20 protein-coding genes, 1 other RNA gene and 1 pseudogene are annotated in these 22,337 nt (G+C 40.2%); 9 read left to right on the forward strand and 13 right to left on the reverse strand.

The annotated features are described in order from the left end of the window. Nucleotides 1–171 precede the first annotated feature (171 nt). Nucleotides 172–1,707 (forward strand): acetyl-CoA C-acetyltransferase, encoded by a 1,536-nt coding sequence (locus F957_RS10280; protein ID WP_016541134.1) that lies wholly within the window; start codon nucleotides 172–174, stop codon nucleotides 1,705–1,707. A gap of 96 nt (nucleotides 1,708–1,803) precedes the next feature. Here F957_RS10280 and F957_RS10275 read toward each other — a convergent pair whose 3' ends face one another. From F957_RS10275 to F957_RS10255, 5 genes are all read right to left on the reverse strand, one after another. Then, on the reverse strand, nucleotides 1,804–4,293 hold the full coding sequence (locus F957_RS10275; protein ID WP_016541133.1) for an SEL1-like repeat protein: 2,490 nt from the start codon (nucleotides 4,291–4,293) through the stop codon (nucleotides 1,804–1,806). Nucleotides 4,294–4,490: 197 nt separating this feature from the next. Next, the gene (locus tag F957_RS10270) at nucleotides 4,491–4,844 is read right to left on the reverse strand and encodes a hypothetical protein (RefSeq protein WP_023270015.1); all 354 of its coding nucleotides are present in this window, start codon (nucleotides 4,842–4,844) and stop codon (nucleotides 4,491–4,493) included. Nucleotides 4,845–4,960: 116 nt separating this feature from the next. Continuing rightward, on the reverse strand, nucleotides 4,961–5,749 hold the full coding sequence (locus F957_RS10265) for a glutathione S-transferase N-terminal domain-containing protein (RefSeq protein WP_016541131.1): 789 nt from the start codon (nucleotides 5,747–5,749) through the stop codon (nucleotides 4,961–4,963). Nucleotides 5,750–5,760: 11 nt separating this feature from the next. Beyond that, nucleotides 5,761–6,273: a ribonuclease E activity regulator RraA gene (rraA, locus tag F957_RS10260; RefSeq protein ID WP_016541130.1), complete on the reverse strand. Its 513-nt coding sequence runs from the start codon at nucleotides 6,271–6,273 to the stop codon at nucleotides 5,761–5,763. A gap of 12 nt (nucleotides 6,274–6,285) precedes the next feature. Next, nucleotides 6,286–6,951: an NAD(P)H-binding protein gene (locus tag F957_RS10255; RefSeq protein WP_016541129.1), complete on the reverse strand. Its 666-nt coding sequence runs from the start codon at nucleotides 6,949–6,951 to the stop codon at nucleotides 6,286–6,288. Between the two features lie 213 nt (nucleotides 6,952–7,164). On the opposite strand from F957_RS10255, the gene rpsT reads away from it, so the two are divergent. Further along, on the forward strand, nucleotides 7,165–7,431 hold the full coding sequence (gene rpsT / locus F957_RS10250) for a 30S ribosomal protein S20 (RefSeq protein WP_004652997.1): 267 nt from the start codon (nucleotides 7,165–7,167) through the stop codon (nucleotides 7,429–7,431). Between the two features lie 48 nt (nucleotides 7,432–7,479). Here the strand turns inward: rpsT and F957_RS10245 are convergent, their stop codons facing one another. Together F957_RS10245 and F957_RS10240 are read right to left on the reverse strand one after the other, a co-directional pair. After that, nucleotides 7,480–8,748: a hypothetical protein gene (locus F957_RS10245; RefSeq protein ID WP_016541128.1), complete on the reverse strand. Its 1,269-nt coding sequence runs from the start codon at nucleotides 8,746–8,748 to the stop codon at nucleotides 7,480–7,482. 188 nt (nucleotides 8,749–8,936) lie between these two features. Next, a complete protein-coding gene (locus F957_RS10240) occupies nucleotides 8,937–11,768 on the reverse strand; it encodes a M66 family metalloprotease (RefSeq protein WP_016541127.1) in 2,832 nt (943 codons plus the stop codon). Nucleotides 11,769–12,085: 317 nt separating this feature from the next. Between F957_RS10240 and F957_RS10235 the strand changes: the two are divergent. Next, a pseudogene (locus tag F957_RS10235) lies at nucleotides 12,086–12,494 on the forward strand (hypothetical protein). A 146-nt stretch (nucleotides 12,495–12,640) separates the two neighbouring features. Here the strand turns inward: F957_RS10235 and F957_RS10230 are convergent. Then, nucleotides 12,641–13,372 carry a histidine phosphatase family protein gene (locus F957_RS10230; protein WP_004652993.1) on the reverse strand — a complete coding sequence of 244 codons (732 nt, stop codon included), beginning with the start codon at nucleotides 13,370–13,372 and terminating at the stop codon, nucleotides 12,641–12,643. A 51-nt stretch (nucleotides 13,373–13,423) separates the two neighbouring features. Beyond that, nucleotides 13,424–14,281, reverse strand: a complete 858-nt coding sequence (locus tag F957_RS10225; protein ID WP_016541124.1) for a 3'(2'),5'-bisphosphate nucleotidase CysQ family protein — start codon at nucleotides 14,279–14,281, stop codon at nucleotides 13,424–13,426. A gap of 11 nt (nucleotides 14,282–14,292) precedes the next feature. Between F957_RS10225 and F957_RS10220 the strand changes: the two genes are divergently transcribed. The 4 genes from F957_RS10220 to F957_RS10205 all read left to right on the forward strand — a co-directional run bounded on the left by F957_RS10220 (nucleotide 14,293) and on the right by F957_RS10205 (nucleotide 17,150). Then, nucleotides 14,293–14,997, forward strand: a complete 705-nt coding sequence (locus F957_RS10220) for an HAD-IA family hydrolase (protein ID WP_016541123.1) — start codon at nucleotides 14,293–14,295, stop codon at nucleotides 14,995–14,997. After that, on the forward strand, nucleotides 14,981–15,409 hold the full coding sequence (locus tag F957_RS10215) for an RNA-binding S4 domain-containing protein (protein WP_004652990.1): 429 nt from the start codon (nucleotides 14,981–14,983) through the stop codon (nucleotides 15,407–15,409). Before F957_RS10220 ends, F957_RS10215 begins: the two co-directional genes overlap by 17 nt. Nucleotides 15,410–15,578: 169 nt before the next feature. Continuing rightward, nucleotides 15,579–16,625: a recombinase RecA gene (recA, locus tag F957_RS10210; RefSeq protein WP_016541122.1), complete on the forward strand. Its 1,047-nt coding sequence runs from the start codon at nucleotides 15,579–15,581 to the stop codon at nucleotides 16,623–16,625. A gap of 42 nt (nucleotides 16,626–16,667) precedes the next feature. Then, on the forward strand, nucleotides 16,668–17,150 hold the full coding sequence (locus F957_RS10205) for a regulatory protein RecX (RefSeq protein WP_016541121.1): 483 nt from the start codon (nucleotides 16,668–16,670) through the stop codon (nucleotides 17,148–17,150). A gap of 10 nt (nucleotides 17,151–17,160) precedes the next feature. Here F957_RS10205 and ffs read toward each other — a convergent pair. Then, nucleotides 17,161–17,257, reverse strand: an RNA gene (gene ffs, locus F957_RS21140) — signal recognition particle sRNA small type. A 323-nt stretch (nucleotides 17,258–17,580) separates the two neighbouring features. Between ffs and F957_RS10200 the strand changes: the two genes are divergently transcribed. Next, nucleotides 17,581–18,444 (forward strand): YbgF trimerization domain-containing protein, encoded by an 864-nt coding sequence (locus F957_RS10200; RefSeq protein ID WP_016541120.1) that lies wholly within the window; start codon nucleotides 17,581–17,583, stop codon nucleotides 18,442–18,444. Nucleotides 18,445–18,506: 62 nt separating this feature from the next. Here the strand turns inward: F957_RS10200 and F957_RS10195 are convergent, their stop codons facing one another. The 3 genes from F957_RS10195 to F957_RS10185 form a co-directional block, all read right to left on the reverse strand. Next, the gene (locus tag F957_RS10195; protein WP_016541119.1) at nucleotides 18,507–20,378 is read right to left on the reverse strand and encodes a SurA N-terminal domain-containing protein; all 1,872 of its coding nucleotides are present in this window, start codon (nucleotides 20,376–20,378) and stop codon (nucleotides 18,507–18,509) included. Between the two features lie 139 nt (nucleotides 20,379–20,517). Further along, nucleotides 20,518–20,790, reverse strand: a complete 273-nt coding sequence (locus F957_RS10190; RefSeq protein WP_004639426.1) for an HU family DNA-binding protein — start codon at nucleotides 20,788–20,790, stop codon at nucleotides 20,518–20,520. A gap of 168 nt (nucleotides 20,791–20,958) precedes the next feature. Beyond that, on the reverse strand, nucleotides 20,959–21,414 hold the full coding sequence (locus F957_RS10185; protein ID WP_016660354.1) for a phasin family protein: 456 nt from the start codon (nucleotides 21,412–21,414) through the stop codon (nucleotides 20,959–20,961). Nucleotides 21,415–21,624: 210 nt separating this feature from the next. On the opposite strand from F957_RS10185, the gene F957_RS10180 reads away from it, so the two are divergent. Then, nucleotides 21,625–22,272 carry a hypothetical protein gene (locus tag F957_RS10180; protein ID WP_016541118.1) on the forward strand — a complete coding sequence of 216 codons (648 nt, stop codon included), beginning with the start codon at nucleotides 21,625–21,627 and terminating at the stop codon, nucleotides 22,270–22,272. The last annotated feature ends 65 nt before the right edge of the window (nucleotides 22,273–22,337 follow it).

The following is a 22,337-nucleotide window of genomic DNA, read 5'->3' on the forward strand; positions in this document are numbered from 1 at the left end:
GGATATGGCATGAAATCAATGTCTGATTGACTCATAGCAAATCATACTTGAGTTCATGTCTAGATGTCTTGACCTGAATGTGGTCTCAAGCGTCATTCTAGTCAATACAGCACTATCGGAAATATGGTATGTTTGTAGCAAGAATATCGCAATTATGCTTGGAAAAGCCTTATGAGCAAAACAACTCAAGAAAATCCAGCAGTCGAGACTTCCGCTCAAGAGACTGTGTCAAATACATCAAAAGCAGCTTCAACTTCACGTAAAACTGCAAGCACAACTCCGAAAGCGGCAACGACGACACCAAAAACAACGCGTGCTCGCTCTACAACACGTAGTGCGAGTACGACAAAAAGTGCTGCTGCGTCTACAACGACCAAAGCAGCTACAGCTAAAACAACCAAACCTTCTGTTCAACAGGATAAAACCATGAGCCAAAACACTGTGCGCCGTGTTGCCATTATCGGCGGTAACCGTATTCCTTTCGCTCGCTCTAACGGCGCTTATTTCACAGCTTCTAACATCGACATGTTTACAGCTGCGTTAAACGGTTTGGTTGAGCGCTTCAACCTACAAGGTCAACGCCTAGGTGAAGTGGTTGCGGGTGCAGTATTAAAGCACAGCCGTGATTTCAACATGACACGTGAATGTGTTTTAAATACGCAACTTGCACCAGAAACACCTGCATATGATATTCAACAAGCATGTGGTACTGGTTTACAAGCAGCATTCCTCGTTGCAAACAAAATCGCTTTAGGTCAAATCGAAGTGGGTGTTGCTGGTGGTGTTGACACGACTTCTGACGCACCAATCGCTTTCGGTGATGGCTTACGTAAAGCTCTACTTGAACTTAACATTGCTAAAACTGGTAAAGACCGCTTAAAAGCGTTAGCGAAAATCAATGTAAAAGATCTTATGGATGCACCTAAGAATGGTGAACCACGTACAGGTTTATCAATGGGTGACCATCAAGCAATCACTGCGCTTGAATGGGGTATTCCACGTGAAGAGCAAGATATTCTTGCTGCTTCTTCTCACCAAAAAATGGCAAAAGCATACGAAGAAGGTTTCTTCGATGACTTAATCACGCCATTCTTGGGTTTAAGCCGTGACAACAACTTACGTGCTGACTCTACAGCTGAGAAATTAGCAAAATTAAAACCTGCATTTGGTAAAGGCGAAGCTGCAACCATGACAGCGGGTAACTCTACCCCATTGACTGATGGTGCGTCATGTGTACTTTTAGCGTCTGAAGAATGGGCGAAAGCAAATGGTCACGAAGTCCTTGCTTACCTAACTTTCTCTGAAACTGCTGCGGTTGATTTTGTTGGTAAGAAAGAAGGCTTATTGATGGCGCCTGCTTATGCAGTTCCACGTATGCTTGAGCGTGCTGGTCTTAAACTTCAAGATTTCGACTACTATGAAATCCACGAAGCATTTGCATCACAAGTTCTTTCTACCTTGAAAGCATGGGAAGACGAGAAATTCTGTAAAGAGCGTTTAGGCCTAGATGCACCTTTAGGTTCAATTGATCGTAACAAGCTGAACATTAAAGGTTCTTCTTTAGCTGCAGGTCACCCATTCGCTGCTACAGGTGGTCGTATCATCGCGACTGCTGCGAAAATCTTAAATGAAAAAGGTTCAGGTCGTATTCTTGTTTCGATCTGTGCTGCTGGTGGTCAAGGTGTAACAGCGATTATTGAAAAATAATTGTTCATCTGCCCATAAAAAAGCTGAATCATTTGATTCAGCTTTTTTATTTCTGGTATTCCTATGATGATCATACCCTATTGAATCAGGACACAATTAGCTCAATTGTATTTCATTGCTGTCAATATAATTTTTCCAATGCTTATACTTTGCAGGATTTTTAAATTGCTCTGACTCTCCATAATAAAAAAGCAACTGCTTCAATACATAATGATAATCAGCATAATCTAATGCTTTTTCAAAATACTGAATTGCCTTTTTAATATTCTGTTTAAACTGATGTCCTGCCTCATACATCAACCCATAATAGATTGCAGTATAAGCATCAGTTTTATCTCGTTTGATCAATTTAGCCAGTTGGTCATAGGCCGCCTTTCTATAATAAAGATCAGCGAGTTGCTCCCCACAGAAATACAATTGTTTCTCGGCACGTTGGTAATAGTCTTGCGCGGCTTCAAGATCTTGTTCAACCTCAACACCATCATAATACAGTCCTGCTAAATTTTTGCAGGCTTGGCCATTTCCTAACTGTATACTCTGTTTAAAACAGTCAATGGCTTGTTGAATATTCTGATCTACACCATGCCCTTTCAGATACATGCAGCCTAAATTATTCCATCCCCAAGCATTGCCCAGATGCGCTGCTTGCTGATAATAGTTCAACGCTCGCGTATAATCTTGCTCGACGCTTTCACCGTTATCATACATCAGGCCTAATGCCACCATACTCTCACAATCACCCTGATCTACAGCAGCCTGATAATATTGTATGGCTTGGGCAATATCATCATGTTCTTCAAAAGATTGGGCTATTTTCAACAAAGTCTTGGCTTTGAGTTGGTCAAAATAAATATCGCCTTGGGCAGTCTTCCAGCGTAAATAAAATTGCTCGAAAAATTTGAAATCCTTAGCTTGGAAATTAAAACGCTGCAAATAAAATTGACCGACTTGATCTGGTTCTGCTTTTTCCAGTTGGCGTTGCTGATTAATAAAGAATAATTCCAACCCTTTAAATAATGTCAATTGCCCTAATCCAAGGTCATAACGGAGAATCGCAGGCGCAATGTAATCAAAATGTTCACTTAAATACTTTGTCTGAGCATCATAATAAGAGCGTCCAGTTGCCGCCACACACTGAAAGAAACCATGACTGACATGCTCTATACGTTCAAACTGATGAGAAAGAGGAATTAACCATTTTTGCTGAGCTGCATCAAACAATCCATATTTCCCAGCATCTTCAAATGGGTAAATATCATTAAGATCATTTAGATAATTACCTTCTATTAGTTTATCCACTCCCTGTTGCAGCAAAAACTCATGGGTTTCAGTTTGATATACATACCATTTCTTTTGTTTTCGATAAGCAAAGCTGGTATAGCCATAGGCAGACCAATCTTTGAGTTGATCGACCTCATCAATCAGTAATTCAGCATTCGGTTTTAATATCGAGATCTTGCGTTGAAACTTATTCGGATTAATCCATAAATAACCATGACTGAGTGGTTGTAGTACATCTTCAAGAAACTCGCCTAAGTAAGTTCCATCGCTCAGAAAATACCGTCTCTTTGTTGTTCCTACTAGCTCATAAGAATAAAGCTTGTGCTGTTCATTTAAATAATGTTGCTCAAAGGGACTACCCGAAGATTCTGTAATAACCAGTTGATGCTGAAGATTAAAAAGTTGATATTTAGCCTGATGTAGAATATTAAAAGTATCAGAATAAAGTAGTTGCTCAATAGCATCATAACAAGCTGGGATCTTCCATTCCCCGTTATCGAGACAAATGACCCCTTGCCGCTCAGGCGCGTGTTGTGGATGTACTACGGCATAATTTTGTTCTTCAATTTGGAAACTTTCATAGGCTTCAGAAAATTGAGCTTCAACTAAAATCTTCCCGTAATGATTGATGTAACCCTTTTTTTCATTGCAGGTAAATACGGCAATTCCGTCCTGATTAAATGCTGAAATCTGACTAAATTGTGGTGTAACAACCGTCTCTCCTTTACGATTCTTTAACCCCCACAGACCGTTTTTTTCAAAACTTTCGGTTGCGTCTCGGTAAAGCCATGCTTCCCAATAACCAAGCCCCCACTGAATCCAATCTGTCTGTAAAATCTCAAGAAAGCTTTCATAACCACTTCTGGCCAATATCGGATTTAAAACAGATAAATCCCTTAATGTGATCGCTTGGTCATACAAGAATTTTTTTTCTACTATTTCCTCTAGCCAGTCCTGAGCTTGTTGACGATGGCTGTCCTCATTCATGTTAAAAACATCAGTTGCATCCATTTCAAACTGTTCATAAGGTAAGTTTTGCAAGAGCTCAAACATCGTCTGCTGAGCCTCAACAAAATCAGCTTGACCATCCAATTGATAGGTTGCATTCAACAAATCATAGAACCGTTGTAAATAAGCAATACCCCCCAAACGATCAAAGTAAAGTAAATGCCCTTTGCGTGTTGGCTGTATAAAAAATAGAGGAAGTAACAGCTGTGGAATTTCATAATTCCACTCGCCTAAATATCCCGAATAAGTATTTTGTTTATCGTGATCAACATTATATAAATAAATACGATGCGCCATTTATCGACCCTAAATCATTATCTTTATAAATTGAAATATAGAATTTCAAGAGAAATATCGAACAGATATTCACTCGATGTTTTGAATTATAAATTGAATTTCAATTATTCTCGTATTAACTTTCAATCAAATACAAAATGACAAACAACTGAGCGATCTTTTCATATGATCCATCCGTCTTGTCTGTAATCTAGGACTTATCTTGCCCGTTTAAACTTCACATAATAATCATTTAAAACTTTAATCGCTTGCTTAAGTTCTTTAAGATTTTCCTCCGTATTCCCCAATCGCTCAACAAAACGCTGAGAGTATAATTCCAAATCAATCTTTTCATTGATTTGCGGTGCGATTCGAAACAGCTTTTCTAAATCATCAAACCGGTCTAATTTTCGGTTTGAAAAATATTCCAAACGAAAGCCTAGCTCATTTAAGACGATACCATTCAGAATCGGCCCTTGTTCAGCATCAAAGCTCAAAGCATGTTCTTGCAAAAATAATTGCTCAGGCGTTGCTTTGGAACTTTTAAATAGGTTGCTTAATTGGCTTAACATTTTCGGATTGATCATATAGCGATTTTCGAGCCTATTAAACCGCTAAATCATCCATTGAAGCAACCGCTGACTGCACCTATAAAAAAAGCATCTTCTAAAAGATGCTTTCTCGCAATTTATTGGCCGTACTGTTTTTTGAGGTATTCCACAATTTTAGCCGACTCAAACATTTTCACGCCGGTATTGGGATCAATCAAATACGGAACTTGAATATCACGGCCCATCAGTTCAACAATCTTTTCACGCTTACCATTAGGCAACGGAATATATTGGCCTGGTTTTAAACGCAAAATTGCAGGCCCCATATCCTGCCATCGCTCTTTCGGCACATTATGCAGAATGTATGGCAATTCCAACTCAGTCAAAACTTCACGCACCAAACGTGTATAAGGACTTGCCTCAAAGCTCCAAAGTTCTAATAGTTGAGCTGGCGCTGGACGCTCAACAATCTGTGGATTAATCCACACACCACGCGCTGCATTCGCCACGGTCGCCAACGCAGAGACATAAGGAAGTTTTGGATAATGACTAAACTTTTTCGGTGTTTGACCCGTTTTCCCATAATACTTAAACAGATGATGAATAATCTGCTGTGACTCATACAACTGATCACCCGTATTTTCATCAATCAAGAATGGAAACTGCCTTTTCCCACCTTGAGCTTTCACGATGTGGCGATATTTTTGACCACCTTTTGGGCATGGATAAATCTCCACATCCAAATTCAACAAAGTGATCACTTCACGGACACGGCGACAAAATGGAGAACCTTCAAACTCATAGAGCTTAAGTGCTTTTGCAGGTTGATTGGGAAATGGTGTACCAGAGACACCTCGCCCACCTTCAATCAGCGTTGCACATACAGATTGTAAAACCTTGAATTGGTGGCTCACCATTTTTAGCATCGGGTTATCCTTTAACAGTCAGTTAGTTTTTCTTTTGCAATCACAATGCCATTATTATCTGCATAGATATAATCGCCAGAATTGATGGTTACACCGCCAAAATACAACGTGATATCCACTTCACCTATGCCTTTACGATTACTTTTTTGTGGAATCGCAGCCAATGCATGCACACCCAAATCAAGTTCTGCAATGGCATCGACATCACGCACACAGCCATAAATCACCACACCATTCCAATGATGCTTAACCGCCGACTCCGCAATTAAATCACCCATCAAGGCACAACGCATTGAAGCGCCACCATCAACAACTAAGACCTTGCCTGTACCATCGGTTGCCAACAGCTCTTTTACACGGGAGTTATCTTCAAAACACTTTACAGTGACGACTTGCCCACCAAAAGTTTTACGTGCTCCATAGCTTTTAAAAAACTTGCCATCTAAGGATGGTGTGACCACTTGCAAATCTTTTTCAGGGTTATCATCTAATAAATCACAAGTTACAAAAGGGATCGTTGTCACTGAAATTCTCCATTATTTGCTTTGTTGTATACTTAAATTGTCATAGCGTTTGAATGCAGCTGTCTGCGTTAGTGCCGCAAGCAACATAGTATGCGCCAATTGCTCTGCCGATACAGGTTTAAGTTTAAACGGTCTGGTCCACGCTTTTTCGACCAACTTAAATGCTGTCTGTGCCAGATCTTCTAACAAGCGAACATCACTGCGTTTTCCAATTAAAAGTGAAGGCTGGAAGATCGATAGCTTATAAATTGACAGACTTTTCAGGTAATTTTCCAGTTCACCTTTCACTTTATTATAAAAAACTGGTGAATTAGCGTTCGCTCCCAACGCACTAACCACCAATAAATGAATATTTTTATCCTGAACCAAATCTGCAAAATGAGCATTGATTTCATAATCAATTGCATAGAAGGCCTCTTTCGATCCCGCCTGTTTTATGGTGCTTCCCAAGCAACTAAATGCATGGGTATAGCGACTGACATCTTCATCATTCAGCAGCAGAAAATCTTCTAAAACAAGCTGAGTGACCTTACTATAAGCTTTTAATGTATCTGATTTTTTTCTTACGACCACGGTAATTTCACTGAAGTCATCAGAATGCTGTAACTCATCTACAAGCGCCTGACCGACCAATCCTGTCGCACCAATGATAATTGCTTTTTTCTCACCTATTTTCATTTTTATTCGCTCTAAGCCATGAATAAACCTAATGTAACGTTTTCTTGCACGATTATCACCTGTAAAATGTACTTAAAAGTATCACAAGGCTTGACTTCGGGGCTTAGTTTCCTCAAAATATGGCACTTGTTTACGGGCTGGTGAATGTTGCCAATGTTATTTTGGTTTTAACTTCAGCCCGCCCAGACCAACTTATTTTCAAGGAGTGCACGAGTGGCAAACTCTGCTCAAGCTAAAAAACGTGCTCGTCAAAACGTTAAAGCACGTAAACACAACGCAAGCTTGCGTTCAATGGTTCGTACTTACATCAAACGTACTGTAAACGCGATCGCTGCTGGTGATTATGCTACTGCTACAGAAGCTTATAAAACTGCTGTTCCAGTTATCGACCGTATGGCTGATAAAGGCATCATCCACAAAAATAAAGCTGCTCGTCATAAGAGCCGCTTAAACGCTCAAGTTAAAGCATTAGCTAACTAATTTGAAGCATATAAAAAAGCCCGAATTTTTCGGGCTTTTTTATTGTCTTTATTTTGGAATATAGGGCTGTAAACCTGTACCCGCCTCAATCACAATCTTGATCAATTTCTGACAGAACTTATAGCTTTCTTCCAATAAACCCAAATCACTGGCCCGTGCGTTATTCTGCATCAATACGGCCTTATGGTATTGATAGCGTTGTTTTAAATATGCGAGATCTTGGCTTAATGCAATCATCATCAACTCAAAACGAAAATCCAGATCAATTTTAAAATCTGCCGGCATCTCGCCATAGGCCCACGCCTGCAACACCTCTAGTCGACCTTGGCCTAGATTTGTAAAGATAAAATCAATATAAGCATCTAAATTTTTGAAAAAATCCTGAATATCAGCCTGCGAATCCCAACGTCCCGTCAATGCAAAACAAAGTTCACTATTATTTTTCTGTCCTGTATTTTTATGGATATCCATTGAACGTAGGCGAAAAATCAAACGTTCAGACAACTGCTCTTGCAACTGCTCAGGAATAAACCGATCGGTAAAATCCATCGCAAAAGACAGCATTGGACTAACTGTTAACTTTCTAAGCACCATCTTGATTTGATAAAAAACCCCCAACTGCTTTTGGGTCAGCAAAAAGCAACGATAACCTGTATCCAATGCCAACTCAGGTCGGCCAATGTTGCCCCAATTCGAAATAAAATCATGCGCAACATTAAAGACATCAAGCTTAAGATACTGCGTATCCTTTTGTTGTTCAAACCACTGGCTAATTAATTGTTCTGCTTCAGGCATATTCCGTGGCATCTGAAAATCGCTCACCAATACAGCAGGCTCAACTTCAGGAGCAAACTCAAGCTGTTTGACTTGCAAAGGCTCGAGTAAATAAGGCTGCAACATATTGGACACCGCATTTTCAGGAGATTGTAACTCCCCTATGGCCCAGACATTATAATTCGACTCATAGAAGCCAATTCCTGTTTCATGTGCGGCCTCATAAAAGACTCGATAGACCGCATCATTTTGTGCCTCATTTTCCAAAATATCGACTTGCACACTGGCATACAATCCTTGAGCAAACTTGCTCTTAATCCCCTGCACCCATTGCTGCGTTTGTTCAGAAAAATAAGATTGGTACTGTGGATCACAAATCTTGTTGCTAAATAAGTCCAACCACGCATGCAAAGTTCTGCCATGATTAGAAATATGACGATATTGTTGATGCAATTCAAAGGCAACTTGATGTGAATCATCTTCTGCAGGAACCTTACCTGTAAAAATTTCAGGCTCCCATAAATAAATCGTGTTTGATAACATCTTTTTATCCAATTATGTGTCAAGTTTCTCTTTTTATAAGCCTATCATGACGAAAATTTCTACATTTTAAAAGTGCACTTTTATTATTTTTTTAACTTTCCAAAAATTATATTCTGGATAAAAAAATATGAAGCCCCACAGAACTTCATATCATTGATTTATGAAATTTAAATAAACTTGTTAAGCAATTAAGGGCTAACAGCCAGCACCTTGATTGCAAGAGGTAAATTCTTTGCAGACAATCCAGCAAGGATCAAGCTGTTATTTACCACAGGGATCATCCATTTTTGATTTGCCCCACTGGTACATCGATAACGAATTAAGCGTGCACGATTATTGCTTAAATAACCACCCTCCAAATCAAAGCACTGATTTGACTGCTTAATCGCTTGTTCAGTCACATCAATTCCCCAAACCTGACTACTCACGCCACTACACGGCATCAGATTAATCACATTGCCTGCAGTCGTCGTTAAACATTGATCAATATATTGCTTGTTATGAATTTTACCCAAGGCATCATAGACCCACTTCTCAGAATCATCCCCCACACAACCTATCGGGCCACTGATAAATGCATTGAGCTGACCATTTGCTAACGTTTCAGCTTTGAGGCAGTTGTTCCGATTCAATAGACTGGTACTCGATACAATATTCAGATCGCCTTTAAGCGCTAGTTTTTCGACAAAGCTCTGAAATGCTTTCACTGCATCGGTGTTTAAATTATTTAAATCCGAACGATAGACATTGATCCAACGATTGAGTCGATAAAGCTTAATTTGCTGCTGGGTATAACGCACCATTTCATTTTGTGCATCAGGTGATAGTTGATCTTTAAAAGTTCGGTATGAATCAAACAACAACTTAGATTCAGGCGAAAGATTGACAACTGCCTTATCTTTATTCTCTAGCAAAGCCTGTTCTAACTGTGGCAGTTCTATTGTTCTCAGAGCTGAATATTCAGCCTCTTTACCAATCTCAACTGCTGGCGCTAGGACAGTGGTATTGGCAGGTATCGACATACTCGACAATAATACTGCCGCCTGATTGGCCTTTTTACAATATAGATTGACTTGCTGTGGTGCCTCACTTTGTGCAAAGTTGACATGAAATTTATTGGCATTGCTTTTAGCACCCATACGCTGCGGCGCCAAAGCAATATTTTGACTCGTACTGGCAAACTGCACATTCAGCCAACAACTTGCTGTTGCTGCATTCGGATTGGCTTGTGGTAAATCAAATACATTACCCCAGTTCCCTTTGGCGGCAGGATAAACCAAGCCAATCTGCGCCTCTGGATCATATCCACCCAAGATTGTATAGACTGGTACACCAAACATTTTAGGTTTCAAGTAATTACCATCAGTACGGTTATACCAAACATTGCCCGAGTCTGGGGTCTTAGGCTGTGCAACCTCCATCACCCGTGTTGTTGCATTCCATTTTTTATAGCCTGTTGGTGAACTGGCATCCCACACATAACGATCAAATGCAGGTTGGATTCTTGAATAAGTACTATAACCAGTGTAATGGGTATATTTAGAGATACTACTTGTAGTTGCACCACCCGACATCGCATCCCAACCATAGGCATATTTATTTAAGAAGTTCGGTACGCCATTGGCGCCATCGCCTAAATTGGTGGTGGTCCAATTGAGGTTACTACGCATTTTATTTCTAAAGGCAATATAGCCCCAACCACTATCCGCATGATGTGCCGCCCAAAACATATTTGTACCCGCAGCGCCAGGATAATGCCCAAGCCCATAGTGATGCCCAATCTCATGGCTAAATTCATTGCCCACAGAATCAATCAGCGTCAACATGCCATTACCACCACTTAAGCCATGAGTTGCCTCACCGTTGCTATATTTACCACGGGCATAATGTGCTACCACGCTCTGAGCAAGTGGTCTATCGACTTTCGCCACCTCGTCAAACACCATTGGTTGAACTTGGTCTAGCATAGATGCACTGGTCGCACCAACATTGGCCAAGTTGATTCCTACACCAAAAGTCGATTTGGCCGTATCTTCACGCATATCACCAGTATATACATCACCTGTCGTAGCACTCACCGCATCATAAATGACACCGCTTGCCACCATAACTTTATTCAGTTTCAAGTCATCATATTTAGCGACAATCATGCGTGCCGCAGGAATGGTCTGGAAATAATCCGTACCCGCCTTTGCAGGCTCGAGCAGCATATAATGACCTGTAGATTTCGGTGGGTCGGTCAATAGGCCTAGACGGATATTTTGCAATACCAATTCACCCGGTGCGGCTAAATCAATATTGTTCGCAGTTAAATCACCACTACGATTATTCAGTGGATCAACTACGCGAAGATGTAGACCTGCTCGGATCTCACTCCATTTTAAGGCAACTGTCCACGCTCTTTTCGAGTAGCTCACAGGCGGACGGCCATCCGTATTGGACTGATCAGAAGCTGCAATTCTTGATGGTTCTTTTAATTTAACCGTTCTGAGCAGTTGATTACCTTGATAGATCTCAACTTGTAATTTCTGTAGGTCACCCATTTCCGCAAGTGGTGTCACCAATAACAAGGCATCTTTTTCTGTGGTTAAGCGCGGCATTGAATCTTTTTCATTATTTTTAGGATTCACTACATGACTTTGTGCAAATTGTAGCATCGCAGCAAAACTGCCATTTAAGTCATTACGCAGTAGACGTGGCAATCCAAGCTTATCGTAATCATAAAAGCCTAAAACGGCCTCATCAATAATGTCCCTTTGTGGCTCTGGATACTTTTCTCCCACTGGTGGAATCGAAGGTGTTTCTTCTTCACCTTGGTCAGGCGTTTCGGATGTTCCATCACCTGGTAATTCATTGCTGCCTTCACCAGGTATTATGCTGCTACCGCCACCAGCAACATTATTATTGCTTGGTGGTTCAGTATTGGTTGTGGCGCCCGAATGATCTGAACCACCACCACCACAAGCAACCATCATAATCGACAGTAAGCAGACCGTTAAATGCTTAAGTTGCAATTGCATCACACTTCCCCAAGAAAAATTTGATAAATTATCGTTAATGACAAATTACGTTAAATAGTTAAAATTAATATAAATCATATAGTTATATATATTAACAACTTAACCAACAAGAAGGGAAATTAATTTATCGCAAAAACAAGAAATGCTGGATTTATTACACTTTTAACCCAATTCAATTTTATTTACATTTCTAAATTAAACACAACTCACCCACCAGCACCACATTTCCCTCACTCAAACCACCTATTGTATCCAGTTAGAATTCATTTAAATTTAAGTTTTGAGCAATAATCAATCTACAAAAATTGGAGAGCCAAATGAACAAGAATGGGAAGCTCATCATCGCAGTAACACTTTTTTCATGCAGTAGTCTAAGTTTTGCTACAAGCTGCACAAATACCATCGAGAACAACACGATCAGTGATCTCAGCGTTCCCGCAGGTGCACATTGCACACTCAACAATTGAAGGTGATGTAAATGTTGCGAAAGGTGGCAGTTTAATTTTAAATCGCTCTTCTATCCAAGGCAGCATTCAAGCTAAGCAAGCAAAAGCAATTAGATTAATTAACTCAAGTGTCAGTGGTGACATAGATATTGCACAAGCTGCAACAACATTGAGTTTAGATAAGTCGATTATTTCAGGCAATATTCACTGCTCAGCTTCAACCAAGCTGCAAGCAAAGCTCAGTCATATCGAAGGGCAAAAAATTGGAAAATGCGGTTAATCAGACTTTAATCCAATCATGTTGATATTTGAATCCAAATGATCGGTTTGGGTTCAGATCAACAGCAATCTCACTCTATGTCTCAGCCGAGTCACTATGTGATTTTATTTTAATATTTCAAAGCAACATTGCTATGATCGATCGAACTAGCGATTCAAAAACTGCTTTATTTCTAAGGCTTGCCGCTCACCACGCCAGATCCATTTTAATTGACTTTCCGCAAAATCATCACCTTCAAACCATACAAATAAGCCTTCCATCATCTCTGGCCAATCTGTTTGTTCAATTTGATTTTTACCAGAGATCACCGCAACGATTGCTGCAAGAATGGTGTCATGACTCACCGCCAAACTTAAACCACCCTGTTGGGTCGGATGGGTATGATAAAGCAGCTCTAAGACATCAAATACACCAGTGATCGGATGCTTCATTCCTGGTAAGGCATTATTCACAAAACTATTGATAAACCCTAGCGCACCCTGTTTACGGAAATAAGGCGCTGCCTGCTGGATATCCAAAACAAAGCTGCCGGGTTCGACCAATAGACGTTGCTCAACAATTTCAATTTGATGCGTATTGACGGCTTTGCGCGTTTCATCGGCACCTTCAATCATTAAAGCTGCCGTATCAACACAACGCTGAATCGGGCTAGAAATACAATGTTGAATCGCCCGATCGGTATTCTGGATTAAATATTGCCCCCAAGCATAGGCCAGCTCACGACCTTGTTCAGTTAACTGAAGATCATAACCAGCCAAACCTTGTCCATTGACCAATTCACGCAAAGAGTGACGCGTAAACAAAGTTACAGGGGTAGAAGCATCAGGAAGTAAATCAATGGCTTCAAACATGCTTTTAGGCAATAAATGCAGAGTCATATTCACATACAAGCTTTAATTTAACCCACTATAGCATGAGCCAGATAAGTCTCAATCTAAAATGCCAGACCGACTTAACGCATCATATGCAATATTTTTGCAATGCTGATCTCGATAAGCGATAAAGCCACCATTTAAAACCGTTTCACGCTGATTATAAATAAAAGGTTTTTCATCCAAAGTCATCAAACCACCACCAATACTTTCAAGCAGGGCTTGACCTGAACTCGTATCCCACTCCGAAGTTGGATGGAAACGAGGATAAATATCAATTTCCCCTTCCAGCATCATACAAAACTTATAAGCACTGCCTGCTTCACGACGCTCTACCTGACGACTCTGTAAAATTGGCTCAATAAAGTTTTTATACTTTGGATTTTTACTGTTATGACTCAAACCAATTTGCAACGGTGCAGCAAAATCATGATCTTCAAGCTGATATTGGAACCATTCTTGACGGCTAAAACTATATTTATACGGTAATTGCGAGGTATGTCCGATGTACATCACCTGCTCACACGGCACCGCAATAATCGCGAACGTGGTTTGGTGATCCTCAATCAAACTAAGATTAATCGTAAATTCATCACGCTCATGGATAAACTCTTTAGTTCCATCCAGTGGATCCAACATCCAACAGCGTTGCCATGCCGCTCGGGCAGAATAATCACTTTCTTCTGATAACACAGGTAATTGTGGTGTAACTGTGGCTAAGTGCTTTAATAAAAAGTGATTTACCTTTAAATCAGCTTGTGTGACAGGCGAATCATCACTTTTTTCCTGAATATTAAACTCGCACCCAGCACAATAACTTTGGTATTCTTCCAGCAATATTTGACTAGCCTGCGCCATGATCGGAACAAGTTGAGAGATTAACTGATCTTGGGGAGCAAGCGTTTTAATAAACATAGACCAACCTTATGTCATATTCAGATTTACAGCAGCAACCGATTGCCATGTTTGACATGGACGGTACATTACTCGATTTAGCCTTTGATGATTTTATCTGGAATCATTGTCTGCCTGAACGACACGCCCAAGTTCACCAATGTACACTTGAGCAAAGCCAGCAAACACTATTTCAATTCTACCAACAACATAAGCATACACTATCTTGGTATTCTTCGGCGCACTGGACGGCTAAAGTAGGTGTTGATGTGTTGCAACTGCAGTACGAGCATCGTGAAAAAATACGTGCACGAACTGGCTGTCATCAGCTCTTGCAACAGTTGAATGCACATGGCTATCGTTGTTGGCTATTGACCAATGCTGATCGTGCAGGTCTACAACTTAAACTTGAAAATGTCGAACTCAGCCCCTACTTTGAACTTATGATCAGTAGTGAAGAACTCGGGCATGCCAAAGAAGAAGTGGCATTCTGGCAAAAGTTGCAGCAACAACATCCATTTGACCCTGCACAAGCGGTCTTTATTGATGACACAGTTGCTGTACTCAAAGGCGCAGAAGACTTCGGTATCCAACAGTTATTCAGTATATTACAGCCTTCCAGCAGTAAAGCTGCAAGAGCCGCAACTGAGTTGCCGTACCCTACCCTTGATCATTTAACCGAACTTTTTGATTATCTTGAAACCAACCAACAGGTAACAGATGCCAAAACAGCATGAACCAGACAGCATGGATGCCATGCGCATTGATAAATGGCTTTGGGCAGCTCGTTTTTTTAAAACACGCTCGATTGCCAAGGCCGCGATTGAAGGTGGTAAAGTTCACCACAACAATGATCGGGTTAAAGTTTCTAGAGATGTCCGGATTGGAATGGAACTGACCATTCAACAAGGTTTCGAGAAAAAAACGGTGGTGGTGAAGGCTCTTTCTGCCGTCCGAGGTGGTGCTCCAGCAGCTCAGTTACTTTATGAAGAAACAACAGAAAGTATTGCGCGTAGAGAGTTGCATGCATCACAACGAAAATTGCATAATCTAGCCCGACCCGATCATCGACCAAGTAAAAAAGATCGTCGTGATATCAATCGTTTTAAGCAAGAAAATGTCCAATCCTGGTCTTATCATGATGAATAGATGAGATGGATATTTTCTCATTTTGGATGCGTCATCTTGTGTCGCATAGACACAGATCAGATGTAGAATAAACAATGAGAATCTGCCACTATACCCAAGTCCCAACAAGTTGAGATTCAATACATCCACTTGGGTTAGTCGTTAAGAAATAAAGTTTTGAGGTTTTGAGATGGATGATAATAAAAGTAAGGCGTTACAAGCTGCATTGAGCCAGATTGAAAAACAATTTGGTAAAAATACAGTCATGCGCTTAGGCGATAATACCGTACAAGCAGTTGAAGCAGTTTCTACGGGTTCTTTAACACTCGATATCGCATTAGGGATTGGCGGATTACCTAAAGGCCGTATCATTGAAATTTACGGCCCTGAATCATCAGGTAAAACGACCATGACATTGCAGGCCATTGCTCAATGTCAAAAAAATGGCGGTACCTGTGCCTTTATCGATGCTGAACATGCATTGGACCCTGAATACGCACGTAAGCTCGGTGTAGATATTGATAACCTTTTGGTTTCACAACCAGACCATGGTGAGCAAGCGCTCGAAATCGCCGATATGTTAGTGCGTTCAGGTGCAATTGATCTTATCGTTGTCGACTCTGTTGCCGCATTGACCCCGAAAGCTGAAATTGAAGGCGAAATGGGTGACTCACATATGGGCTTGCAAGCACGCTTAATGAGTCAGGCGCTGCGTAAAATTACAGGTAATGCGAAACGCTCGAACTGTATGGTGATCTTCATTAACCAAATCCGTATGAAGATTGGTGTGATGTTTGGTAGCCCAGAAACCACAACAGGTGGTAACGCACTTAAATTCTATGCTTCTGTACGCTTAGATATCCGTCGTATCGGTCAAGTAAAAGAAGGCGACGAAATTACAGGTAACGAAACGCGCGTTAAAGTTGTGAAAAATAAAATGGCGCCTCCGTTCAAAGAAGCTGTATTCCAGATCATGTATGGTAAAGGGACTAACCAACTCGGTGAATTGGTTGATCTTGCAGTTCAACAAGATATCGTACAAAAAGCGGGTGCTTGGTACTCTTATCAAGGCAATAAAATTGGCCAAGGTAAAAATAACGTAATTCGTCATTTTGAAGAGAATGCACAAATGGCTCAAGAAATTGAGAAGCTGATTCGTGAACAATTGCTTACCAAGAACAAGCCTACCGAAAACACAGATATTGAAGAAGAAGAACCAGATTTCTTAGAAAGCTAAACTGAAACGCCCTTCGGGGCGTTTTTCTTTAATGAGGAAAGCATGTTTAATTCCGAAAAAACCGAAAAACCCAAAACTCTCACAGGCTCAAGATTACGCTCTTATGCTTTTGCCCTGCTCACGCGTCGTGACTATTCTCAAGCTGAGTTAATCACCAAGCTCAATCAATATGCGATCAACCCAGAGGAAGTCACAAAGCTGGTCGAAGAATTAGCACAACAAAATTATCAGAGCGACCAACGCGTGGCAGAACTGACGCTGGCAAGTCAACTCAGAAAAGGCAAAGGTTTACAACGGATCAAACAGGCATTAAAAGCAAAGCAACTGGATGCGGAGCTAATTACTGAAGAGCTGCAAGACGTCGATTGGCTTGACCAAGCATATCAACTCAAACTGAAAAAATTTGGACAAGAAGTTGCAACTGACCAAAAAATCAAAGCAAAACAGATTCGATTTTTACAATATCGTGGGTTTGATATGGGGGTAATTATGAAAGCGATTGCTCGAACGAGCGAAGAAGAATAACTGGTGGCAGCCCTACTAGCATGACTTCGGCACATCATAGTTCTACTACCGTTGCTACCTTCCGGTCCTGGCGGGGTTCGTAGAGTACAATTGCGAAGCTACCAGCAGGGCTACCATTGCCTGACAAAGTATAGAGATTTTTACCCGAGTTGCAAGCCTTGTTGCTGTTTTTCAGCGAGTTTTGCATTCAACTGCCTAATTCATCATCAACTGCTATATATTTGTTATCTATTTACTTTCAAGATGAACAAACATTAAACAACAACCCAGTAATTTCCTGCAAAAGTGCTTGAAGATTGTAAATGCTTATTGCATTTAAATGAGTTGCTGTTTTAATGGCTAAATCAAAAATCTATATCTGGTGTGTTGCAAGTAAAAAGAGAAGACTTGTTCGACCACAGCTTTAATTTCAACTTATGGATGAATTTTTATGCTAAAAAAGCATTCCGTACTTTTTATTGCCCTGCTCAGTAGTGCGCACTTATATGCTAATGTTCCAATTGAATCGCGCTCTTTAAGTCAACAACAAGCCAATAATGTTGTTGCAGGCTCTCCAAGTTTAAACTGGGAAATCATGCAAAAAAACCAGAAGCTTGAAGAAGAAATTCGTAAGTTACGTGGTCAACTTGAAGAACATGACAATGCAATTGAACAGTTAAAAAAAGAACTAACCAATCGCTATACCGATCTTGATCAGCGCTTAGAGCTTTTATCTCAAAAAATTGATCCACCAGAAGATAACCCTGAAGCTCAAGATGGTGCTGTAGCCGGAGCAAGCAATACGGATACCGCTGCTGCTCCAGTGATTGCACCAACAGCACCCGCAACACAGCAACAAACACCTTCTGTGAAGCCACAAGCACCAACTGCCGAGCAACCACCACAAGCCAACACTGCGACTACAAGTAATACCACCAATCAAATTGAGCTAGAAAAAGCAGCCTATACCGTTGCGCTTGATGCCTATAAGCAAGGTGGTGCCAAAAAAGCCATTCAACCTATGCAAAACTTCATTAAAAATCACCCCAATGGTATTTATGTCGGCAATGCATATTTTTGGCTAGCTGAATTCTACTTGGCCGTTGAGCCTGTTGACTACAAAGCAGCCAAGCAAAACTATAATATTGTCGCAACACGCTATCCAAATTCTGCCAAAGCATCGCGTGCAGTTTATCAACTATATAGTATTGCCAAAGAAGTCGATAAAAATACAGCCTTGGCAAATCAATACAGAAGTAAGTTGCTCAGTCAATACCCACAATCTGAAGAAGCCAAATTCATTCAGAAAAAGTAATTTACAGTCGCCAATAAAAAAGCCAGTTTTTACAAACTGGCTTTTTTATGCTTAGAACAAAATTATTTGATCTTTGCTTGCGACTTCAAGTATTCGGTATAATCTTCCAAAACTTGCTGACCGCGAAACTGTTGATAAAGCTTGTTCAACTCTTGCAACTGCTCAGCAGGTAATGTGCTCGCAACACTGCTATTTACATTTGAAACAGCAACAATCACGAGTTCATTTGGAAGTTTCGCAGTGGTTGCAGACCACAACCCTTCTTTGCTTGGTGCAGGAATGCTAAACGCAGCACGCTCAATCGCACGCTTCAAGCCTTGTGAACGTGCAAATGTCCCTGCATTTTCAAAAGTGACTTGAGATTTCGCAACCACTTGTGCCGCAGGTTGAGTTTTAAAGTCTGCAAGAATCGTTGCAATTTTCGCTTGCGCAGCTTTATAAGCCTTCGCTTCGATCACTTTTGCTTTCACATCAGCAGTTGCTTGATCCAAAGGTTTAATACCCGCTGCATGATAATTGCGAACTTTAATCCAGATGGTATCACCATTCGCCAATTGAATATTTGAAGATGCATTACGGTCGCCGTTCTTCACATCATCATTAAACAATTTTGCTTTTACACCTAAATCACTTAAATATGGATTATCAGTGGTCAGTGTTACACCATTTACAGATTCAACACGCGCACCCTTCACTTCTTGTGCAACGACATCTAAAGAATCACCACCAACTACCATTTCATTAAGGTTGTTAACCGTATCGCTAAATAAATTCGCAGCTTTTGATTTTTCAACCTCAGCAGTCAAACGTGCTTTTTCAGCTTCAAACGATGGCAGCTTCAACATTGGTGATTCTGTTTCAATAATGTGATAACCGTATTGCGTTTTAACAGGCTTTGAAATCTCACCATTTTTCAAGGCATTGACTGCATTATCAAAATCCGCCGAGAATGCACCTGGCGCATAAGCCTCAACTAAACCACCTTGGGTCTTAGAGGTTGGATCATCGGAGAATTGAGCAGCGGCATCAGCAAAGCTCATACCTGCCTGAATTTTTGCATAGACTTCATTGGCAAGTTTCTGCGCCGCAGCGTCATCACGTGCATCCGTGGTAATTAAAATATGCTTAACCTGAGGTTTAATCGCTTTCTTTTGCTCATCAACAAAAGCCGTATAAGCCTGCTGTAAATCTGCTTCAGTTACCGCAAGATTTGCTTTAGGCAATAATGCTGGGGTTAACACCACATAATCAACATCGACACTGGCAACTTGCTTAAATTCAGTTTTATGCTTGTTGTAGTAATCCGTAATTTCTTGATTCGATGCCGTTACGCCTTTTTTATAATCATCTAACTTAATGCTTGCTAGATGTAAGGTACGTTGTTCTGTTTGTAGATTAGCTAACTGTTGCACATCCGATTTACTCACCAATGCATAATCCATCAAAGATGTTGAAATCATCTTCAATGCATGGTCTTGGCGTAAACTCGCGATTAAGGCTTGGTTAGTCATCCCAACAGAACGTAAATAGTTTTCATATAATTTTTGCGAAAACTGTCCATTTTCTTGGAAACTTGGTTGCTGTGCCAACATTTGTTCAAGTTGTACATCACTTAAAGTCATACCCAGCTTTTCAGCTTGCTGCTGTAACAGACTGCGTGCAACAAGTGCATCCAATGCTTTTTCCTGAATGACAGGTAAATTTAAAAGGGACTCGTCACCTTTGACCAATGACAAATACTGGTCTTTATAGTTCTTGGTTGCACTTTCTAATTCTTTATTAGAAATATCTTGACCGTTTACCGATTTCGCAACGTCTGTTTTATTGCTACCACTAAAATATCCTTCAATACCTACAAGTGCTAAAGGGGTCAAAAACAAAACTAGCAGGACTTTGCCAAGCCAACCCTTAATGAGAGTACGAAACGATTCCATAAGAATTCCAATATTTTATTTCGGGGCAATTTTAACTGAAAAACAAAGACGAATGAATGCAGAATAAGGATCAAATTAACTTTTTCATTCAATAAATAAAAAACGCACCCTAAATGGTGCGTTTATTGATTTAAAAAGATTACGCAACCGAATCTTTTAAACCCTTACCAGCTTTGAAGCTAGGTACTTTACTTGCTTTGATTTGCAGCTCTTCACCAGTCTTAGGGTTACGACCTGTACGAGCAGCACGTTCTTTCACGCTGAAAGTACCGAAACCAACTAAAGTAACCGTGTCACCTTTCTTAAGTGCTTCAGTGATTGATGCAATTGTCGCATCGAGTGCCTTACCAGCATCCGATTTAGACACTCCCCCTTTTTCAGCAATCGCATCAATTAATTCTGATTTATTCATGATAAAAAATATCCTCTTAATATCGTTTGTTAAGATCCAAGGCTATAGTTTAAAAGGCCATGACGCCTTTATAGCAATGCTTTGGGGGAGAACGCAATACTAGAAAGACCTTTTAATTAAAATAAATACTGAAATACGACATAAACAGACGAGTTACCTGCCTTTTTTTTACTTTTTATTCAATTTAGCCTTCAATTGATGGTTTTCTTCGATCAACGCATCGACCTTGATATGGAGCTGAACAAGGAGCTGCTCGATGTGTTGAAGATCCTTGGGGGTAACCAAGCCAATACGATTCAAAGAATGATTGACACCTGTATCCAGAATCTTTTCAACCTTATCCTTGGTATCTGTTACGGACTCTTTAGCCTTCTCTGTTACCTTAACTACGGTATTGTCGGCAAAATCGACTGTTTTTGATTCAAGCTCCTCACCGACCTTGACCAGCGAGTCAAACAATTTATTTCCTTCTTCTTCCGCACGTGAAAAAGCACCCAAACCAGCCAGCCAGATTTGTTGTGTGTATTTTTTGAAATCAAGTGCAGATTTTTTAGAACTCTTTGATTTTGGCTTAGTTTTTACTTCAGCTTCTTCACTAGGATTTTCTATGTTTGAGTTATCCATTGACTATTACTCCTAAGCTCTTTACAAACAGTATGTCGTATTTAACCATAAAAATGTTTTTATAATATCAAAGTTAAGACTTGATCGTTTTAAAAAACTGTTCTACAAAGCAATAAAGTCATGTAAATTATTTTTCACAATTTGAGTACGGATGCTCAAGTTTACAGATTTTATTGTTTCATAACGTTATTGGTAAGGAAAAAGAGATCTATGAGTGATACGCAACAAAGACATAAACACCCCCATTTGTTGCTAAACATTGTCATCATTGTTTTAGAAACTTTTTTCTCCTTCATGCTGACGCACGATGCAGGGTTGCGCTTGCACGCGAAAAAATTGATTGACAAAAAAATCACCATTCGCATCAATAGCTATATTCCGTTCTTCGACTTTTATATCCAATTTACCGAAAAAGGTCTTTTATTTGATATGAAAGCGTTGGATCGAAACATCGATTTGGAAATTAATAGCACACTCATCGATCTGATTAAGATTTTTGTGTTTAACAATCAGCGTAGTATTAGCAATATGCGCATTCTCGGTGATGCCGTTCTTGCAGAAGAGTTCTTAGATTTAGTTCCACATCTCACACTCTCTAGTATTCTGGCAAACTGGAAACAATGGCTCAATTTATTTAACGACGAAGCTGAAGCAGTTGCATCTCAGCAACGTATTGCCCCACTTTTGGATAAAATTGACCAGCAGCGCTCAGAAATCAATACCTTGCTGGTTGAAGTAAAACAATATCAAAATCGTATTCACCGCCTACAAAAACGTCAGCGCTTGATCAATATCAGCTTTGCGGTATTGAGCTTTATTTTCATCGCCTTTTTTGTTTATAATACGTGGATACAATAATTCCAATATATTTTACTTTTCACGCTGATAATGGCAATTTAAAACTTGACTATTTTAGTCGGAAT

The organism is Acinetobacter gyllenbergii CIP 110306 = MTCC 11365, assembly GCF_000413855.1.
In the GTDB taxonomy this organism is placed as follows: Bacteria; Pseudomonadota; Gammaproteobacteria; order Pseudomonadales; family Moraxellaceae; genus Acinetobacter; species Acinetobacter gyllenbergii.

Bases quoted from the DNA above. Each gene is read 5' to 3' on its own strand.
- F957_RS10280 (WP_016541134.1), top strand. From the start codon at position 172: ATGAGCAAAACAACTCAAGAAAATCCAGCAGTCGAGACTTCCGCTCAA.
- F957_RS10275 (WP_016541133.1), bottom strand. From the start codon at position 4,293: ATGGCGCATCGTATTTATTTATATAATGTTGATCACGATAAACAAAAT.
- F957_RS10270 (WP_023270015.1), bottom strand. From the start codon at position 4,844: ATGTTAAGCCAATTAAGCAACCTATTTAAAAGTTCCAAAGCAACGCCT.
- F957_RS10265 (WP_016541131.1), bottom strand. From the start codon at position 5,749: ATGCTAAAAATGGTGAGCCACCAATTCAAGGTTTTACAATCTGTATGT.
- F957_RS10255 (WP_016541129.1), bottom strand. From the start codon at position 6,951: ATGAAAATAGGTGAGAAAAAAGCAATTATCATTGGTGCGACAGGATTG.
- F957_RS10245 (WP_016541128.1), bottom strand. From the start codon at position 8,748: ATGTTATCAAACACGATTTATTTATGGGAGCCTGAAATTTTTACAGGT.
- F957_RS10240 (WP_016541127.1), bottom strand. From the start codon at position 11,768: ATGCAATTGCAACTTAAGCATTTAACGGTCTGCTTACTGTCGATTATG.
- F957_RS10230 (WP_004652993.1), bottom strand. From the start codon at position 13,372: ATGACTCTGCATTTATTGCCTAAAAGCATGTTTGAAGCCATTGATTTA.
- F957_RS10225 (WP_016541124.1), bottom strand. From the start codon at position 14,281: ATGTTTATTAAAACGCTTGCTCCCCAAGATCAGTTAATCTCTCAACTT.
- F957_RS10220 (WP_016541123.1), top strand. From the start codon at position 14,293: ATGTCATATTCAGATTTACAGCAGCAACCGATTGCCATGTTTGACATG.
- F957_RS10215 (WP_004652990.1), top strand. From the start codon at position 14,981: ATGCCAAAACAGCATGAACCAGACAGCATGGATGCCATGCGCATTGAT.
- recA (WP_016541122.1), top strand. From the start codon at position 15,579: ATGGATGATAATAAAAGTAAGGCGTTACAAGCTGCATTGAGCCAGATT.
- F957_RS10205 (WP_016541121.1), top strand. From the start codon at position 16,668: ATGTTTAATTCCGAAAAAACCGAAAAACCCAAAACTCTCACAGGCTCA.
- F957_RS10200 (WP_016541120.1), top strand. From the start codon at position 17,581: ATGCTAAAAAAGCATTCCGTACTTTTTATTGCCCTGCTCAGTAGTGCG.
- F957_RS10195 (WP_016541119.1), bottom strand. From the start codon at position 20,378: ATGGAATCGTTTCGTACTCTCATTAAGGGTTGGCTTGGCAAAGTCCTG.
- F957_RS10190 (WP_004639426.1), bottom strand. From the start codon at position 20,790: ATGAATAAATCAGAATTAATTGATGCGATTGCTGAAAAAGGGGGAGTG.
- F957_RS10185 (WP_016660354.1), bottom strand. From the start codon at position 21,414: ATGGATAACTCAAACATAGAAAATCCTAGTGAAGAAGCTGAAGTAAAA.
- F957_RS10180 (WP_016541118.1), top strand. From the start codon at position 21,625: ATGAGTGATACGCAACAAAGACATAAACACCCCCATTTGTTGCTAAAC.